The sequence below is a fragment of the Streptomyces sp. Tek67B01 genome, from assembly GCF_055231995.1.
The window spans coordinates 1,521,893-1,539,393 of sequence record NZ_JBUYUY010000001.1 but is presented as its reverse complement, the minus strand read 5'-3'; the positions used below and the strand labels follow the sequence as shown (position 1 = coordinate 1,539,393).

General features: G+C 70.0%; 18 protein-coding genes. 10 read left to right on the top strand and 8 right to left on the bottom strand.

The annotated features are described in order from the left end of the window. The first annotated feature begins 424 nt into the window (after positions 1-424). Positions 425-814, top strand: coding sequence for a hypothetical protein (locus ACV7NM_RS07110; RefSeq protein WP_463409473.1), 390 nt, complete (start codon positions 425-427; stop codon positions 812-814). A gap of 535 nt (positions 815-1,349) precedes the next feature. Here ACV7NM_RS07110 and ACV7NM_RS07105 read toward each other — a convergent pair. From ACV7NM_RS07105 to ACV7NM_RS07095, 3 genes are all read right to left on the bottom strand, one after another. Then, positions 1,350-2,807, bottom strand: a complete 1,458-nt coding sequence (locus tag ACV7NM_RS07105; RefSeq protein ID WP_463409472.1) for a catalase — start codon at positions 2,805-2,807, stop codon at positions 1,350-1,352. 242 nt (positions 2,808-3,049) lie between these two features. Then, positions 3,050-3,949, bottom strand: a complete 900-nt coding sequence (locus tag ACV7NM_RS07100) for a 2-hydroxy-3-oxopropionate reductase (RefSeq protein ID WP_136217519.1) — start codon at positions 3,947-3,949, stop codon at positions 3,050-3,052. A gap of 75 nt (positions 3,950-4,024) precedes the next feature. After that, complete coding sequence (locus ACV7NM_RS07095; protein ID WP_361308134.1) at positions 4,025-4,858, bottom strand: TIM barrel protein; 834 nt, start codon at positions 4,856-4,858, stop codon at positions 4,025-4,027. 126 nt (positions 4,859-4,984) lie between these two features. Between ACV7NM_RS07095 and ACV7NM_RS07090 the strand changes: the two genes are divergently transcribed. The 7 genes from ACV7NM_RS07090 (at position 4,985) to ACV7NM_RS07060 (ending at position 11,015) form a co-directional block, all read left to right on the top strand. Further along, on the top strand, positions 4,985-5,239 hold the full coding sequence (locus tag ACV7NM_RS07090) for a hypothetical protein (protein ID WP_463409471.1): 255 nt from the start codon (positions 4,985-4,987) through the stop codon (positions 5,237-5,239). After that, complete coding sequence (locus tag ACV7NM_RS07085) at positions 5,236-5,634, top strand: helix-turn-helix domain-containing protein (RefSeq protein ID WP_463409470.1); 399 nt, start codon at positions 5,236-5,238, stop codon at positions 5,632-5,634. Before ACV7NM_RS07090 ends, ACV7NM_RS07085 begins: the two co-directional genes overlap by 4 nt. Before the next feature lie 155 nt (positions 5,635-5,789). Next, positions 5,790-6,302 (top strand): 2-oxo-4-hydroxy-4-carboxy-5-ureidoimidazoline decarboxylase, encoded by a 513-nt coding sequence (gene uraD / locus ACV7NM_RS07080; protein ID WP_463409469.1) that lies wholly within the window; start codon positions 5,790-5,792, stop codon positions 6,300-6,302. Then, positions 6,299-6,715 (top strand): hydroxyisourate hydrolase, encoded by a 417-nt coding sequence (uraH, locus tag ACV7NM_RS07075; RefSeq protein WP_463409468.1) that lies wholly within the window; start codon positions 6,299-6,301, stop codon positions 6,713-6,715. Before uraD ends, uraH begins: the two co-directional genes overlap by 4 nt. A gap of 1 nt (position 6,716) precedes the next feature. After that, positions 6,717-7,640, top strand: coding sequence for a factor-independent urate hydroxylase (pucL, locus tag ACV7NM_RS07070; RefSeq protein ID WP_389661605.1), 924 nt, complete (start codon positions 6,717-6,719; stop codon positions 7,638-7,640). Positions 7,641-7,828: 188 nt separating this feature from the next. After that, positions 7,829-9,232, top strand: a complete 1,404-nt coding sequence (locus ACV7NM_RS07065) for an 8-oxoguanine deaminase (protein ID WP_463409467.1) — start codon at positions 7,829-7,831, stop codon at positions 9,230-9,232. Positions 9,233-9,623: 391 nt separating this feature from the next. After that, a complete protein-coding gene (locus ACV7NM_RS07060; protein ID WP_463409466.1) occupies positions 9,624-11,015 on the top strand; it encodes a nucleobase:cation symporter-2 family protein in 1,392 nt (463 codons plus the stop codon). A 204-nt stretch (positions 11,016-11,219) separates the two neighbouring features. On the opposite strand, the gene ACV7NM_RS07055 is transcribed toward ACV7NM_RS07060, so the two are convergent. After that, positions 11,220-11,480 carry a hypothetical protein gene (locus ACV7NM_RS07055; RefSeq protein ID WP_463409465.1) on the bottom strand — a complete coding sequence of 87 codons (261 nt, stop codon included), beginning with the start codon at positions 11,478-11,480 and terminating at the stop codon, positions 11,220-11,222. On the opposite strand from ACV7NM_RS07055, the gene ACV7NM_RS07050 reads away from it, so the two are divergent. Next, positions 11,481-11,753, top strand: a complete 273-nt coding sequence (locus tag ACV7NM_RS07050; protein WP_463409464.1) for a hypothetical protein — start codon at positions 11,481-11,483, stop codon at positions 11,751-11,753. A gap of 197 nt (positions 11,754-11,950) precedes the next feature. Then, on the top strand, positions 11,951-13,063 hold the full coding sequence (locus ACV7NM_RS07045; protein WP_463409463.1) for a saccharopine dehydrogenase: 1,113 nt from the start codon (positions 11,951-11,953) through the stop codon (positions 13,061-13,063). A 129-nt stretch (positions 13,064-13,192) separates the two neighbouring features. Here the strand turns inward: ACV7NM_RS07045 and ACV7NM_RS07040 are convergent, their stop codons facing one another. From ACV7NM_RS07040 to ACV7NM_RS07025, 4 genes are all read right to left on the bottom strand, one after another. Beyond that, a complete protein-coding gene (locus ACV7NM_RS07040; protein ID WP_463409462.1) occupies positions 13,193-14,383 on the bottom strand; it encodes a GDSL-type esterase/lipase family protein in 1,191 nt (396 codons plus the stop codon). 280 nt (positions 14,384-14,663) lie between these two features. Then, complete coding sequence (gene aceB, locus ACV7NM_RS07035; protein ID WP_463409461.1) at positions 14,664-16,292, bottom strand: malate synthase A; 1,629 nt, start codon at positions 16,290-16,292, stop codon at positions 14,664-14,666. A gap of 262 nt (positions 16,293-16,554) precedes the next feature. Further along, on the bottom strand, positions 16,555-17,184 hold the full coding sequence (locus tag ACV7NM_RS07030; protein WP_463409460.1) for a nucleotidyltransferase family protein: 630 nt from the start codon (positions 17,182-17,184) through the stop codon (positions 16,555-16,557). Further along, on the bottom strand, positions 17,133-17,426 hold the full coding sequence (locus ACV7NM_RS07025; RefSeq protein WP_463409459.1) for a hypothetical protein: 294 nt from the start codon (positions 17,424-17,426) through the stop codon (positions 17,133-17,135). Before ACV7NM_RS07025 ends, ACV7NM_RS07030 begins: the two co-directional genes overlap by 52 nt. Positions 17,427-17,501: the final 75 nt, after the last annotated feature.

The following is a 17,501-nucleotide window of genomic DNA, read 5'->3' as shown; positions in this document are numbered from 1 at the left end:
CCGTTCCCTGTTCCGGCTCAACCCGGGGCGAGGCCCGCGATCAGCGCCTCGACGCCGAGCGCGAGCCGGGCGGCGGCCGGGCCGGCCGTCAACTCGTGCGTGTTCGCGGCGAGGTGACGGTAGGGGGCCGGGTCCAGTGCGGCAGTCGCTCCTCGATGGAGACGCGGGCGTGCCGGCGTTCCATCGCGTCCTGGGGCGCCTCGGGGCCGTTGCCCGACGGAGACCTCGTAAGTGACCGCGCCGATGTAGAGGACGCCTCAGGTCACAGCGCCACGCGTCTCGTTGGCGCTCCCCACCGCGGCTTCTGGTCGGTGCGCCCGGGCGCCGATCCCGGCGCGCTGACCGTCGTCCGTGCCGGCAGGGCGCCCTGGGAACGCTGCTGTTGTCGCAGGGGCTCAGGCCGGCGGGGTGCGCCATCGCCCCCATGGCCCTCGGCATCGCCCTGTCGGCGGGATCGGCGGGACCGGCGGGCTCCCTTACCCGGAGGCACGGGCGGGTGGTGACCCAGGGCGGCATCGCCTTGACCGCCCTCGGGCTCCTGGTGCTCTCCGCCTTCAACGACCGGGCCGCCGACGGCTGGAGGCCGGCTCCGGGCACGCCGGCGACCGGCCTCGGCATGGGGTTCGTGATCCCGCCGCTGTTCGACGTCATCCTGGCCGGGGCGTCCGAGACCGAGGTGGGTTCCGCCTCCGCAGTCCTGGACGCCGTACAGCAGTTGGCCGGCACGGAGGCGTGGCGCTGCTGGTCGCCGTCTGGACGTTCTGCACCGAGCACGGTGGCGCGGCGTCCACCGCGCTGTCCGTCACGGCTCTGACGACCCTGGTCCTGTTCGCGGGCGCCCTGGCCCTGTCCGTACGCCTTCCCCGCCACACGCGGGTATGACGGCAGGGCCCCACGCGAAGGCGGGGCCCCACGCGAGGCCAGACCCACGCACGAAGGCAGGCCCGCGCACGACAAAGCGCCGAGTCACGGGACCGTCCGTGACTCGGCGCTTTGGGTTGTGACCGCCCGACGGTGCGAGGCTGGCGCGACAGGACGTTCGCGCCGCCGGGCGGGGCAGGTGACTTGTGTACAGGGGACTCTGTGCGTGGCCCCTGTACACGAGTGGCTGGGACCGTGGCGGGCGGGCGACGAGAACTCCGGCTTCGTCTCCCTCAGGTCAAGAGACGGGCCTCGGAACCCATTACCACCGCACTGGCTCGCACGCTCGCCACGGTCCTCACGCGGCGCCGGTCACGAGGACCGGCGCTGTCCGCCCTCACCGCGTACCACCCCTCATCCGGGTCCGCGGTTCGGGCTCAGCACCCGGGGCCTGACCTCCCGTCAGACCCCCGGCACAACTGGGTGGCTCAGGCGTCGCGCAGGGCGCGGACGGCCTCCTCGACGCGCTTGCCGTAGTCGGCGTCCGCGGCGTGGAAGTGAGCCAGGTTCTTCTCGATGACGTCCTCGAGGGTGACCTGAGACAGGCCGCCGGCGATGTTCGCCACCAGACGCTCCTTCTCGGCCTCCGACATCAGACGGTAGAGCTCACCGGCCTGGAAGAAGTGGTCGTCCTTCGTGTGGGCGGGGGCCTCGTGGGTGCCCGTGTAGCCGGAGACGGCCTTGGGGGCGCCCAGGGCGAGACCGGTCTCGGCCGGACCCTGGTACGAGTTGGGCTCGTAGTTCTTGTCGTGGCGCGAGCCGTTGCGCAGCGCCATGACACCGTCGCGGCCGTAGTTGTCGGCCTTCGTCGCCTTCGGGGCGTTGACCGGCAGCACGGTGTGGTTCACACCGAGGCGGTAGCGCTGGGCGTCGGCGTACGCGAACAGTCGGCCCTGGAGCATCTTGTCCGGCGAGGCGGTGATGCCCGGGACGAAGTTGTTCGGGGAGAAGGCGGACTGCTCGACCTCGGCGAAGACGTTGTCCGGGTTGCGGTCGAGGACCAGACGGCCCACGCGCTGCAGCGGGTAGTCGGCGTGCGGCCACACCTTGGTGAGGTCGAACGGGTTGAAGCGGTAGTCCGCGGCCTCGGCGGCGGGCATGATCTGGACGTAGAGGGTCCAGCTCGGGTTCACACCGCGCTCGATGGCCTGGAGCAGGTCCGTCTGGTGCGAGTTGGCGTCCTTGCCGACCAGTTCGGCGGCCTGCTCGGACGACAGGCAGCGGATGCCCTGGTTCGTCTTGAAGTGGTACTTGACGAAGAAGGCCTCGCCGTTCTCGTTCGTCCACTGGTAGGTGTGGGAGCCGTAGCCGTTCATGTGACGGTACGACGCCGGGATGCCGCGGTCACCCATCAGCCAGGTGATCTGGTGCGTCGCCTCGGGGGCGTGCGCCCAGAAGTCCCAGACGTTGTCCGGCTCCTGCTTGCCCGTGAAGGGGTCGCGCTTCTGGGAGTGGATGAAGTCGGGGAACTTGATGGGGTCCTTGATGAAGAACACCGGGGTGTTGTTGCCGACGAGGTCGTAGTTGCCCTCTTCGGTGTAGAACTTCAGCGCGAAGCCACGCGGGTCGCGGACGGCGTCCGCGCCACCGAGGGAGTCGGCGACGGTGGAGAACCGCAGGAAGGTCTCGGTCTTCTTGCCGACCGTGTCCAGGAACGCGGCGCTGGTGTACGCGGTGACGTCGTCCGTCACCTCGAAGTAGCCGTAGGCGGCAGAGCCGCGGGCGTGCACCACGCGCTCCGGGATGCGCTCGCGGTTGAAGCGGGCGAGCTTCTCAAGGAGCTGCTGGTCCTGGATCAGGAGCGGGCCACCGACGCCGGCGGTGGCGGAGTTCTGGTTGTCGGCGACCGGGGCGCCGGACTCGGTCGTCAGCGTGCGCTTCGACATGGTGACCTTCCGTACGGGAAACTGCTGAGACGGAAGGCGTCTTCCGTCATGCGGAACAGCCTAATTTCGGCGTGAACACGACGTCAACAGTTTGTTGAAAAGAAAGAGTGTGGAGGTGATCCGGACGGTGCCGGCGCTTGGGCGCGACAGGACAGGTGTCAGCACCGGCACCATCCGGAAACTCGGGGTCCCCCTGGGGGGCGTTCAGGTCCGAGTGGCGGACCCGAGGGTGGGTCTGAGGATCAGACCTGGGCGCCGGAGAGGCGCTCGACCGCGCGGAGCAGGGCCGAGTGGTCCAGGCCACCGTCACCCTGGGCGCGCAGCGAGGCGACCAGCTGGGCGACGACCGCGCCGACCGGGAGGGCCGCACCGACGTTGCGGGCGGCGTCGGTGACGATGCCCATGTCCTTGTGGTGCAGGTCGATCCGGAAACCGGGCTTGAAGTCGCGGTTGAGGAAGTTGTCCTTCTTGCGGGTCAGGACCGTGGAGCCGGCCAGACCACCGTTGAGGACGTCCAGGGCGGCCTGGAGGTTCACGCCCGACTTCTCGAGGAAGACGACGGCCTCGGCGCAGGCCTGGATGTTCACCGCGACGATGAGCTGGTTGGCCGCCTTCACCGTCTGGCCGGAGCCGTGCGGGCCGCACAGGACGATGGTCTTGCCGAGCGTCTCCAGGATCGGGAGGGCCGCGTCGAAGTCGGCCTGCTCGCCACCCACCATGATCGACAGGACGGCCTCGATGGCGCCGGCCTCGCCGCCGGACACCGGGGCGTCGATGACGCGGATGCCCTTCTCGGCGGCGTTCTTCGCGAGGTCGACCGAGGTCTGCGGGGTGATCGACGACATGTCGATGATCAGCGCGCCGGACTTGGCGTTCGCCAGGATGCCCTCGGGGCCGTAGTTGATGGCCTCGACCTGCGGGGAGGCGGGCACCATCGTGATGATCACGTCGGCGTCCTTGACGGCCTCGGCGATCGAGCCGGCGGCGGTGCCGCCGGCGGCGGCCAGGCGCTCCAGCTTGTCCTGCTCCAGCGTGAAGCCGGTGACCGAGTAGCCCGCCTTGATGAGGTTCTCGGACATGGGGGAGCCCATGATGCCGAGGCCGATCCAGGCGATCGAGGGAAGCGCAGTGGAGGTGCTCATGATGAGGGTCCTTCTCTTAATGCTTTGTACGAAAAGTGCGGGAGGTGCCTGGCTGATCGCCCGGACTTTGTCCGCCTACTTGGCGGCGCGGGCCTCGGCGGGCAGCCACGCGAAGGACGCGGCCGCGTCGGCGGCCTTGTACTCCAGGCCCACGTAGCCCTCGTATCCGGCCTTCTTCAGCTGGTCGAGGAGCTCTTCCAGGGGAAGCTCGCCGGTGCCGGGGGCACCGCGACCCGGCTTGTCGGCGATCTGGACGTGTCCGGTCTTGGCGGCGTACTTTTCGATGACCTCGGAGAGGTCCTCATCGTTCATCGCCAGGTGGTACAGGTCGAGCAGGAACTTGGCGTTGCCGAGGCCGGTGGCCTCGTTCACCTTGTCCACGATCTCGATGCCGGCCGGGGCGCTCACCAGCGGGTAGAGCGGCGACTCCGGCTTGTTGAGGGTCTCGATCAGGAGAATGGCGCCCACCCGGTCCGCGGCCTTGGCGGCCGTGACCAGGTTCTTGAGAGCCAGCTCGTCCTGGACCGCGGGGTCCACGCCGTCGACGCGGTTGCCGTAGAGGGCGTTCAGCGCCTTGCAGCCGACCGAGGCCGCGAAGTCGGCGGCCACGTTGATGTTGGCGTTGAAGCGGTCCGACTCCTCACCGGGTACCGAGACCGCGCCGCGGTCCGGGCCCGGCAGTTGGCCGGCGTAGAAGTTCAGGCCCACCAGCTGGGTGCCGGCGTCCTCAAGAGCCTTCTTGAGGGCGTCCAGCTCCGCCTGGGCGGGAGTGGGGGTCTCGATCCAGGGCCACCACAGCTCGACCGCCGTGAAGCCGGCCGCGGCGGCGGCCGCGGGGCGCTCCAGGAGCGGGAGTTCCGTGAAGAGGATCGAAAGGTTTACATCGAAGCGCTGGTCCGTGTATCCCATGAGGGGTGTGCGCTCCTTCCGTATTGCGGAAGTTAGTTTCTGCTTGATGGAAGACTGCATGGAGGTTCGCGTGGCTGTCAAGTGCGCACTCCCGAAAAGTCCCACCTGCGGGGTAGCTTGACCCGCGTGCGATTGAGAGTGGAGTTCACGACCGAGCCCTTCGACCTCGAAGAGGCTCCCGCCCATGCCGTGGCCGCGCGCGAGGTCATCCAGAAGGCGCGGCTGGACGCGGTGGATGTCGGCCCGTTCGGCAATACCGCCGAAGGGGAATCCGGCGAGGTGCTGACCGCCGTGGCCGCGCTGCTGCGCAATTCGCTGGAGGCCGGGGCCACCCGGGTGTCCCTCCAGGTCAATGTGATCGCGGAAGGCACCACCCCATGACCGAGCCCCGCGACCACCCCTTCGTCGCCGCCGTCAAGCCGCTGGTGGACGCGATGGGAGGCGAGCTGATGGACCCCGCCCAGGCGCAGCCCGACGACGTCGTGCTCAGCTGGGAGGGGCGGGAGCTGCTCGCCGTCCGCCTGCCCCAGCTCTCCGACTCGCTCGACCACATCCTGGCGGCGCTGGAGCGCCGGCACGGCGTACCGTTGGCTCAGCTCGACCGGAAGTCCAAGCAGGACGTGGTGCGGATACTGGAGGCGCGCGGCGCCTTCTCCGTGCGGCACGGCGTGGAGACGGTCGCGGGCGCCCTGGGTGTCAGCCGCTTCACCGTCTACAACTACTTGAACAGGGACTCCGGCCCTTCCAAAGGGGCCGAGAAGAACAGCCGGCAGTGAATGCCCGCTGACCTACCGTGACGAGCCGCCGCCCGATTCACCCGGGCGGCGGCTTTTGTGTACGGGAAGTTTCAACAAAGTGTTGACGACGTGTTGTGGAGGGCGTTAGCTATGCGCAGCCCGTCAAAAGCAACAACAGGCCACGGAGGCCTACCGTGACTTCGAGTCCGACCCCGGGTCTCACCCGGTTCAACGCCTTGGACGACAGTGCGGCCACGGCCGCGCTGCACGAGGTGTGCGCCAGTTCGGCATGGGGCGGCAAGCTGCTCGCCCAGCGCCCCTTCGCCACCGTCGAGGCACTCTTCTCGGCCAACGAGTCCGCCATGGCGGAGCTCACCGCCGAGGACCTGTCCGAGGCGATGGCGGGGCACGCGCCGATCGGGCGCCCGAAGCCGGGGGACCCGACCTCCGCGCGCGAGCAGCGCGGCATGGCCGGCGCCTCGGAGGAGCTCCGCAACGAACTCCTCGAACTGAACCTGGCCTACCAGGAGAAGTTCGGCCACGTCTTCCTCATCTGCGCCACCGGTGCTACCGGTGAGTTCATGCGGGACGCGGTCAAGGTACGGATCGACAACTCGCCGGAACAGGAGCGGGAGATCGCCCGCGGCGAGCTCGTGAAGATCAACCGGATCCGCCTGACCCGACTCGTGGAGGAAGAGAGCGCATGAGCACTGACACCACCGCTTCACCCAGTAGCTCGGTGTCCACGCACATCCTGGACACCAGCATCGGCCGCCCCGCCGAGGGCGTCGCCATCTCCCTGTCGGCCCGTACGGGCCTCGACGGGGAGTGGGCGGCCCTGGGCGCCTCCGTCACCGACGCGGACGGCCGATGCAAGGACCTCCCGGCCCTGCCGGAGGGAACCACCCACGTACGTCTCGACTTCGAGACCGAGACGTACTTCTTGGGCAAGCACAGTTCGAATAAGCAAGCCGAGGCGCAGCAGGACGCCCCCCGCGTAAGGGACAGCGGTTCGTTCTTCCCCGAGGTCACCATCACTTTCGCGGTGAACCCGGGCGAGCACTATCACGTACCGCTGCTGCTCAACCCGTTCGGCTACTCCGTTTACCGAGGGAGCTAGCATGGCCACGATTCTGGGCCAGAACCAGTACGGCAAAGCAGAGAACCGCGTCGTCAAGATCACGCGGGACGGCGACACGCACCACATCAAGGACCTGAACGTCTCGGTCGCCCTTTCCGGCGACATGGACGACGTCCACTACTCCGGCTCGAACGCCAACTGCCTGCCGACGGACACCACCAAGAACACGGTGTACGCGTTCGCCAAGGAGCACGGCATCGAGTCCGCCGAGCAGTTCGGCATCCACCTGGCGCGTTGGTTCGTCAACAGCCAGGAGCCGATCCAGCGTGCGCGCATCCGGATCGAGGAGTACGCCTGGGAGCGCATCCCCACCTCCGACGCCAACTCGAAGTTCATCGGGTCGGACGAGGTGAAGCACTCCTTCGTCCGTCAGGGCCAGGAGACCCGGGTCACCCAGGTCACGTACGACGGCACCAACTGGGAGGTCATCTCCGGCCTCAAGGACCTCGTCGTCATGAACTCCACGAACTCCGAGTTCTGGGGTTACGTGAAGGACAAGTACACGACGCTGAAGGAGGCCTACGACCGCATCCTGGCCACCCAGGTGTCGGCTCGCTGGCGCTACAGCTGGTCGGACGACGAGCAGCGGATGCCGAACTGGGAGAAGTCCTACGCCGAGGCGCGCAAGCACATGCTCCACGCCTTCGCGGAGACCTACTCCCTCTCGCTCCAGCAGACCCTGTACCAGATGGGTTCGCGCATCATCAACCACCGTTCGGAGATCGACGAGGTCCGCTTCTCGCTCCCGAACAAGCACCACTTCCTCGTCGACCTCGAGCCCTTCGGCCTCAAGAACGACAACGAGGTCTACTTCGCCGCCGACCGGCCGTACGGTCTGATCGAGGCGACGGTCCTCCGCGACGGCGTCGACGCCCGTATTCCCGTGGACATGACCAACCTCTGATGCGGGACGCGTCGTCCCGGGGCTCCGCAGTGGCCCCGGGACGACGCGACAATCAACAACTTCCCGAATCGGCACCCGGACGCATCACACGGGGCAGCAGTACTGTCAGCTGTCAGGCCCCCGGCTCCGGCACTCAATTCCCCTGGGTTTGCCGGCCCGCACCGCCACTGAAAGCATGAGGAAGTCCCATGGCAGCATCTGCAGCCCCGGACAGCGCCGCCCCGCGCATCGTCATCGAGAACTGTGCGATCGCGACCGTCGACGCCCACGACACCGAATACGCCTCGGGTCACATCGTCGTCGCCGGCAACAGGATCGAGTCCATCGGCGCGGGCAAGGCCCCCGGGAACCTCGAGAACGTCGTCCGCCGGATCGATGGCACCGGGCACCTCGTGACCCCCGGTCTGGTCAACACGCACCACCACTTCTACCAGTGGATCACGCGTGGTCTGGCCACCGACCACAACCTCTTCGACTGGCTCGTCGCGCTGTACCCGACCTGGGCGCGCATCGACGAGCAGATGGCGTACACGGCCGCCCAGGGCTCCCTGGCGATGATGGCCAAGGGTGGCGTCACCACCGCCATGGACCACCACTACGTCTTCCCCAAGGGCTCCGGCGACCTCTCCGGCGCGATCATCCGCGCCGCGTCCGAGATGGGCGTCCGCTTCACCCTCGCCCGCGGCTCCATGGACCGCAGCGTGAAGGACGGCGGCCTGCCCCCGGACCACGCCGTCGAGACCCTCGAAGGCGCGCTCGCCGACACCGAGGCGACCGTCAAGAAGCACCACGACCACTCCTTCGACGCGATGACCCAGGTCGCCGTCGCGCCCTGTTCCCCCTTCTCGGTCTCCACCGAACTGCTCAAGCAGGGTGCCGAACTGGCCCGCCGCCTGGGCGTGCGCATGCACACCCACGGCAGCGAGACGGTCGAGGAAGAGCAGTTCTGCAAGGAACTGTTCGGCATGGGCCCGACCGACTACTTCGAGTCGACCGGCTGGCTCGGCGAGGACGTGTGGATGGCGCACAGCGTCCACATGAACGACTCCGACATCGCCGCGTTCGCCCGCACCAAGACCGGTGTCGCGCACTGCCCGTCCTCCAACGCACGTCTGGCCGCCGGCATCGCCCGGGTCCCGGACATGCTCGCCGCCGGCGTACCGGTCGGCCTCGGCGTGGACGGCACCGCCTCCAACGAGTCGGGTGAGCTGCACACCGAGCTGCGCAACGCGCTGCTCATCAACCGCCTCAACCCCGTCCACCGCGAGCGCGCCCTGAACGCGCGCCAGGCCTTGCGCCTGGGTACGTACGGTGGCGCGCAGGTTCTCGGCCGCGCCGACAACATCGGCTCGCTGGAGGCCGGCAAGCTCGCCGACCTGGTGATGTGGAACCTGGGCACGCTCGCCCACTCCTCCATCGCCGACCCGGTCACCGCGCTCGTGTTCGGCGCGGCCGCCCCGGTGACGCTCTCGCTGGTCAACGGCAAGCAGATCGTCGAGAACAACCGACTGCTCTTCGCCGACGAGGACGCGATCGCCGTGTCCACGCGGGAAGAGGCCCAGCGCCTGGCGCGCATCTCCGCCCAGGCCTGATCCCCCGGCCGGCGCCGGGGGCACCCCACCCGGTCACCGCCGGGAGGTACTCCCAGGACTCCGGCCGGGGGGGACGGCCCCCGGCCGGCGGCCGCGGACCCGAGCGGGGTCCGCGGCAGCCGTCCCGGGAAGCGCCCGAGGAAAATTCCGAGGGTGCTCCCGGGAACGGTGACTGCACCGCACTGAAACCCATTGCGCCACTGCGCCTCCGCCACAGCACCGCCGTACCGCCGCGCGCGGGAACGACTCGGGCGAATCGTTTCCGTATCTCCACGGGCAGGACAGCACGCAGCACCACCACAACTGAAGACAGGCTCGACTCGCACAGCTTTCGCACCACCTCCCTGACACCCACGTCCCCGCCGACGTGTCTAGCCGACCGGAGGAAGCCGTGGCCGCAACGCCCAGGTTTCGCAAAGACGCAGTCGTAGTACCGGAGGAGAAGCACCCGGTCGACGAGACCTTGCCTCCGCTGAAAATGTTCACGAGCGGTTTGCAGCACGTCGCCGCCATGTACGCCGGTGTCGTCGCCCCGCCCATGATCGTCGGCCCCGCCGTCGGTCTCTCCGCCACCGAGACCGCCTTCCTGATGGGCGCCTCGCTCTTCACGGCGGGCCTCGCCACCCTCCTCCAGACCCTCGGCGTCTGGAAGATCGGCGCCAAGCTCCCCTTCGTCAACGGCGTTTCCTTCGCCGGAGTGACCCCGATGATCGCCATCGGCAAGGGCGAGGGCGCGAACGCCATCCCCGTCATCTTCGGCGCGATCATCGTCGCCGGACTCGTCGGCTTCCTCGCCGCGCCGTACTTCGGCAAACTCGTGCGCTTCTTCCCGCCCGTCGTCACCGGCACGGTCATCACCCTGATCGGCGTCTCGCTGCTCCCGGTCGCCTTCAACTGGTCGCAGGGCGGCAACCGCACCGCCACCGACTACGGCTCGATGAAGAACATCGGCATGGCCGCCCTCACCCTGGTGATCGTGCTGCTGATGCGCAAGTTCCTGCGCGGGTTCCTCCAGCAGATATCCATCCTGCTCGGTCTGGTCGCCGGAACGCTCATCGCCATGCCGCTGCACATGACCAACTTCGACGCCATCCGCGACGCGGACATCGTCGGCTTCCCCACGCCGTTCCACTTCGGCGCGCCGCAGTTCCAGGTCGCCGCCATCATCTCGATGTGCATCGTGATGCTCGTCTGCATGACGGAGTCCACCGCCGACATCCTGGCCCTCGGCAAGATCGTGGGCCGGCCGGCCGACGCGAAGACCATCGAGGGCGGCCTGCGCGCCGACACCCTCGGCAGCGCGCTCAGCCCGCTGTTCAACGGCTTCATGTGCAGCGCCTTCGCCCAGAACATCGGGCTCGTCGCGATGACCAAGGTGCGCAGCCGGTTCGTCGTCGCGGCCGGTGGCGGCATCCTGATCCTGTTGGGTCTGTGCCCGGTCGCCGCCTCCATCATCGGCGTGGTCCCGCTGCCCGTCCTCGGCGGCGCCGGCATCGTCCTGTTCGGCTCGGTCGCGGCCAGCGGCATCCAGACCCTGGCCGGCGCGGCCATGGAGAAGGGCGAGAACGCCCTGATCGTGGCGGCCTCGGTCGGCATCGGCCTGATCCCGATCGCGGCGCCCGGTTTCTACCACGCCTTCCCCAAGGACCTGCTCGTCGTCCTCGACTCGGGCATCAGCACGGGTTGTGTGGTGGCCATCGTGCTGAACCTGGCCTTCAACCACATCGGCGTCAAGAAGGAACCGGCCGCCGAGGCGGCCGCGGAACCGGTGTTCGTGCACTGAGTGCTCGTGCGCCGAGTCCTCGTGGACTGAGGGGTCGCGTGCACTGAGTGTTCCTGCATCGAATGTTCGCGTGCGGCGGTGCGGACGTCACCCACTGCGGGTGTGGCGTCCGCACCGCCGCACGCGCGTACGCCCCGGGGCGCGCAGCGCCACCGCCGAGTCCGTGATCCGCATCCCCGGCAGCCGCCGGGACAGCTCCGAGGTCTAGCGGGACAGCCCTTCGACGGTGCGCAGCCGCGCCGTGATCATGAAGTTCCAGCGCCCGCTGACGGACATGCGGGTCCGGGTCTCGCGCAGTCCCATGGCAGCTGCCGCGCACTCGCCCACGTCGTACTCCGGAACCTCCGCCCACAGGGTCGCCGCCACCGGCCATCCCGCGACGCGCTGGAACTGCTGCCCGCCGAGCCCGGGTCCGGGCCGGGTCGGGGAGCGCTGCGCGCGGCCCGGGCGCCGGCCCTCGCGCACATGGGCGCACCCGAAGCACGGGACGCAGCGGACGCCCCGCCGGAAGAAGAGGAGGGCGCACCCGGCGCCGACGCCGACCCGTGGGCCCGTTCCCGGGAGCGGTACGCCCGGGCCGTCACCGAGGCCGGCGCGGGCCACCCGCTGCGGGCCCGTACCGAAGTGCTGCGCGCGCCGGAGACCCAACTCGCCCTGGACGACCGGCTGGGCCAGTCCTCCTCGGCCGAGCTGCCGCCCGCGACCCGCGCGCCCCGCGGACCGTGCGCGAGCGGATGACCCCGCAGGCGCTGCGCGCCGCGTACGCGCAGGGCGCACGAACCGGGCTGCGTGCGCTGCTGCCCGAACTGTGAGCCCCTGTCCGCGTGGTCGTACTCCTTGCCGAACGCGAGCGGCGAACTGATCCTGAGGCCCGGTCACATGGCGCACGCGGACGTCCCCAGGGGCGTCCCCCAGCAGACAGGTGGTACCTGCCGATGCCAGAGTCACCGCAGTTGTGGATGCGCACCGAGACACGGCCCACCGAACGCCGAGCCCCCCTCACCCCGCACGACGCGGAACAGCTCGTGCGGCGGGGCGTACGGATCACCGTGGAGGAATCCGCCCACCGGATCTTCCCGCTCGCCGACTACGCGGACGCGGGCTGCGGGACGGCGCCCGCCGGGGCCTGGGCCACCGCCGCGCCCGGCTCCGCCTTCGTCCTCGGCCTGAAGGAACTCCCGCCCGCCCCGGAGCGTTTACGGCACCGGCACGTGTACTTCGGGCACGCCTACAAGGGGCAGACGGAGGGCCCCGCGCTGCTGCGGCGCTTCGCCGCGGGCGGCGGGACCCTGTTCGATCTGGAGTACCTGGCCGACGAGCAGGGGCGCAGGCTCGCGGCCTTCGGCTACTGGGCCGGGTACGCGGGCGCGGCCCTGGCCGTCCTGCACGCCCGGGGCCGGCTCGCCGCCCCCCTCGTACCCCTCTCGCGCGCGGAACTCGACGCGCGATTACGGGACTCGCGGGCGGTCCCCACTCCGGGAGGGGAGCCGCGGGCCCTCGTCATCGGCGGCCGGGGCCGCAGCGCGCGGGGCGCCTGTGACGCTTTGACCTTGGCCGGGGTACGGGTCACCCGGTGGGACAGGAGCGACACCGCCCGGCTGGACCGGGCCGCCCTGCTCGGACACGACATCCTGGTCAACGCGGTGCTCACCACCCGTCCCGCACCCCCGTTCCTCACCCCGGCCGACCTGGACCCGGACCGGGAACGGCGGTTGACGGTGATCGCGGACATCACCTGTGACACCGGTTCCCCGCTGCACCTGCTGCCCGTATACGACCGGCTCACCGACTGGTCGGTCCCGGTCCGCAGGCTGCGCGCGGGCCCGCGCCCGCTGGACGTGATCGCCATCGACAACCTGCCGTCCCTGGTCCCCGCGGAGGCGGCCCGCTCCTTCTCCGCGGACCTGCTCCCCAAACTCCTGGCCCTCGGTACGGGCGCGCCGGACCCGGACTGGACTCGCTGTCGGGCGGCCTTCACCCGGGCCCTGGCGGGAGTCGGTCGCTCCGCCGATCGGCGAAGGCGACGGACGGGCACGGCCATGCCGTGACGAACCGGGCCGGGCCGGCTCGGTGAGCGTCGCCCCCGTCGCACCGCCGGGATCGGGCCCAGGCCGGTGGCGGGGACGCCGTGTCGGCGGTCCACCCCGGGTGGGGCGGACCGCCGGTACCGGGGAGCGTCAGGAGGCGGGGCTCAGGTACATGCCGCTCTGGTCGCCGCCGGGGGTGTTCTTGCAGCCCGACGACGCGTTCGCGGGCTGGGCCACCGCCAGGGCGAGGCAGCGCCCGACGGCCAGCTGGCCGAAGTAGTTCGGGTGCATGGACTCTTGGACCAGGCCCTGCGACTCGTTGTTGTCGATCCAGCGCGCCCACTCGCTCGTCCTGGCGGAAGCCGGCGCCGTCGTACCCACTTGCTGGGAGGCCTTGGCGCACACCTCGCGCCCCTGGAGCATGTCCCGCAGGTCGAGGAACTGCACGCCCTTGGCCGCGGCGACCGCCTTGATGCCGTTCGCGATCTGCGGCACGAGCGAGTCCCGCGCCCAGTCCGAGTCCCGGTTCCAGAAGGGGCAGCCGCCGGTGTTGAGCCGGCTCCAGTCGCTCTGGGTGTACCGGTTCTCCGCGCCGCGCGGGATGGGGGACGGGTAGGACTGGAGCACGATCCGGTAGGAGGAGTCCGCGTAACCGGCGCCGCGCATCACGGCCCGGATCTCGTCGACCGACTTGCCGACCTTGGTCATGACTCCGGCGATCTTCTGGTCAACGGCCGCCTGCTGGTCGTCGTAGCAGTACGAGTTCCACAGGACGAAGTCGTAGGCGCACTCCTTGATGATGTCGGCGAAGCCGAGGTCGTTGCCGCCGATGGACAGCGCGATCACCTTGACGTCGTCGGTCGCGGCCACCGCCGCCAGCTGGTCCGCCTGCGGCGCCTCGCCCTTGAGGGGGACGCCGCCGTTGGAGGCCCGGAAGACGTTGTCCGAGACGGCCCCGGAACAGGCCAGGTTCACGGCGACGTCGGCCACCGCGCCCGCGCTCAGCACCTCGGCCGCGTCCGAGCGGTCGCATCCGCCGGCCGTGGTCCCGTACACCTTCGAGGGGTCGTACGTACTGCCGCCGACCCAGGCCCGGTCGGTGCCGGTACGACTGCCGCTGTTGGTCAGGCTGTTGCCCTTCCAGCGGCCGGCCTCGCCGGATATGTAGCTGTCGCCCATGGACACGATCGCGGTGGGCCCCTGGCCGGGACTCGCCGCGGCCGGGCCGGCGCCGCCGCCCAGCAGCGCCGTGACGGCCAGTGGCAGGACCATCGCGACACCCGCCGTCCGTCGCACGCGACGGCGGGTCGGGGCCTTGTTGACGTTGCGGAATCCGATCACTGCGGAACTCCTGCGGTCGGCCACGCGGAGGCCAGGCACAACTGGCGTCGCGTGGCTGGGAAGTGGGGGTTACCGCCGGCGCCGGTGGCATCGGAAAGGTGACACGCGCCCGGATGTTACCGCTAGGTACAGGCAGATTACGATGACGTAACGACCGACCAATCGGTCGGGAATCGAGTCCGCCGCGAGCCGAACACGGCTCCGCCCCCGGCGCGTTGGGGCGACGGGGGCGGAGTCGGTGCGTTCGGCTGCTGTGCGTTTCAGTCGACGTGCGGGGAGGTCAGCCGATCAGCTGCTCGTACGCGGGGAGGGTGAGGAAGTCCGCGTAGTCGGCGTCGAGGGAGACCTGGAGCAGGAGGTCGTGGGCCTGCTGCCACTTGCCGGCCGCGAAGGCCTCCTCGCCGACCTCGGCGCGGATCGCGGTCAGTTCCTCGGCGGCGAGCTCGCGGGTCAGCTCGGCCGTGGCCGGCACCAGCGCGCCGTCGTGCTCGAACGCCACGCCCGCGTTGATCCACTGCCAGATCTGCGAGCGCGAGATCTCGGCGGTGGCCGCGTCCTCCATCAGGCCGAAGATGCCGACGGCGCCGAGGCCCCGCAGCCAGGCCTCGATGTAACGGATGCCCACCTGGACCGCGTTGCGCAGGCCCTCGTACGTCGGCTTCGCGTCCAGGGAGTCGATCGCGATCAGGTCGCCGGGGGCGACCGAGACGTCCTCGCGGAGCCGGTCCTTCTGGTTCGGCTTCTCGCCGAGCACCGCGTCGAAGGAGGCCATCGCGATCGGGACGAGGTCGGGGTGGGCGACCCAGGAGCCGTCGAAGCCGTCGGCCGCCTCGCGGTCCTTGTCGGCCCGCACCTTCTCGAACGCGACCCGGTTGACCTCCGCGTCCTTGCGGGACGGGATGAAGGCCGCCATGCCGCCGATGGCGTGCGCGCCGCGCTTGTGGCAGGTCCGGACGAGGAGTTCGGTGTAGGCCCGCATGAACGGGGCCGTCATCGTCACCGCGTTGCGGTCCGGCAGGACGAACTTCTCGCCGCCGTCACGGAAGTTCTTCACGATCGAGAAGAGGTAGTCCCAGCGCCCGGCGTTCAGGCCCGCGGCGTGGTCGCGCAGCTCGTAGAGGATCTCCTCCATCTCGTACGCGGCGGTGATGGTCTCGATCAGGACGGTCGCGCGGACGGTGCCCTGGGGGATGCCGACGTAGTCCTGGGCGAAGACGAAGATGTCGTTCCAGAGGCGCGCCTCCAGGTGCGACTCCGTCTTCGGCAGGTAGAAGTACGGACCCTTGCCGAGGTCGATCAGGCGCTGCGCGTTGTGGAAGAAGTACAGGCCGAAGTCCACGAGCGAGCCGGAGGCCGGACCGCCGTCGATCGTGAGGTGACGCTCCTCCAGGTGCCAACCGCGCGGTCGCATCACGACGGTGGCGAGCTGGTCGGCGGGCTTCAGGGCGTACGACTTGCCCGTGCGCGGGTCGGTGAAGTCGATGCGACGCTCGTAGGCGTCGATCAGATTGAGCTGGCCGAGGACGACGTTCTCCCAGGTGGGAGCCGAGGCGTCCTCGAAGTCGGCGAGCCAGACCTTGGCGCCCGAGTTGAGGGCGTTGATGGTCATCTTGCGGTCCGTCGGACCGGTGATCTCCACGCGGCGGTCGTTCAGCGCGGCCGGCGCGGGTGCCACCTTCCAGTCGCCCTCGCGGACCTGTGCGGTGTCCGGGAGGAAGTCGAGGCTGGAGGTGCGGGCGATCTCGGCGCGCCGTTCGCCGCGCCGGGCGAGTAGCTCGGCGCGGCGGGGGGCGAACCGCCGGTGCAGCTCGGCCACGAAGGCCAGGGCCGTTTCGGTGAGGACCTCGTCCTGCCGGGGCAGGGGCTCGGCATCGACGATGGCCAGCGGGGACGGCGCTGGTGCGGACATATCTGTCACTCCTTCAGCGGCGGTGCCTGGCGGCCGCGGGGGAATGCTCGCGCGAGACGGCACGCAGTGTCGTCGGGTGTGGAGAGTTCCGGAATACGGTCGCGGGCGCCGTCTGTGGGTTCAGGGCGCTTCTGACCAGTGGATAGTAATTTCCTCATGGTGGAAGTTCAATGGTTTGTTGATGTCGAGATTCTCCTGGTCGACATATTCCGCCGATCGGTGGCCCTCAGTGCCATACCCGTCACCCCGCGCACAAGCCGGCTCACGTCAGGCGTGCCAGGTCGGGCGGGGTGTCGATGTCGAACGCCTCGGCGATGTCCGCGCACTCCACCAGCGTCAGCTCGTCCGCGTGCTCCCGCAGGTGCGTCCGCGCGCCCCGGTCGCCGGTCGCGGTCTCCTCGATGTCGCCCCAGCGGGCGGACCCGAACAGCACCGGGTGGCCGCGCTCCCCCTCGTAGGCCGCCGCCACCAGGCTGGTGGGGGAGCGGTACGCCGCCAGGACGCGGGCCACCGCGTCCGCCCCGATCCCCGGCTGGTCCACGAGCGAGACGAGGACGGCGGCGGCGCCGGTGCCGTCCAGCGAGCGCAGGCCCACCCGCAGCGAGGACCCCATGCCCCGCTCCCAGTCCGGGTTGTCCACCACGACGCAATGGCTCAGGTCGGCGCGCTCACGGACCTCCGCCGCCGACGCGCCGAGCACCACGTGCACCGGGCCGCAGCCCGCCTCGCGCAGCACCCGTACCGCGTTCTCGACGAGCGGGCGGCCGCGGTACGGCAACAGTGCCTTGGGGCGCCCGCCCAGGCGACTGCCGCCGCCCGCCGCGAGGAGCAGGCCGGCGATCACCGGGCGGTCGGCGCCGGACCGGGTGGGGTGCGCGGTGTTGGCTGACATGACAGCGATTCTCGCCCTTGCGCGCGGCCGTGCGGGCGTCCCGCGGTGAACCCGCCCGGTGCGATCCGGCCGCGCGCGCTCCCGTCCCGGGTGAACCCGCGTCGTGCGAACCGGCCCAGCGCGCGCAGCGCGTCCGCCGCCGCCGCGAACCGCAGGGGCTCGGAGATCCGCCGCTCCGCGGCGGCCACCAGCGCGCGTTCGTCACGGTCGGGCAACACTCCGGCGTCACGGGTGATCAACATCGGTGTCTCCTTGCCAATCGGGGGCCAATACGGGGAGTGTGGTCCCCTTGATTGGCCTGGCAGGCAGAGCCAATC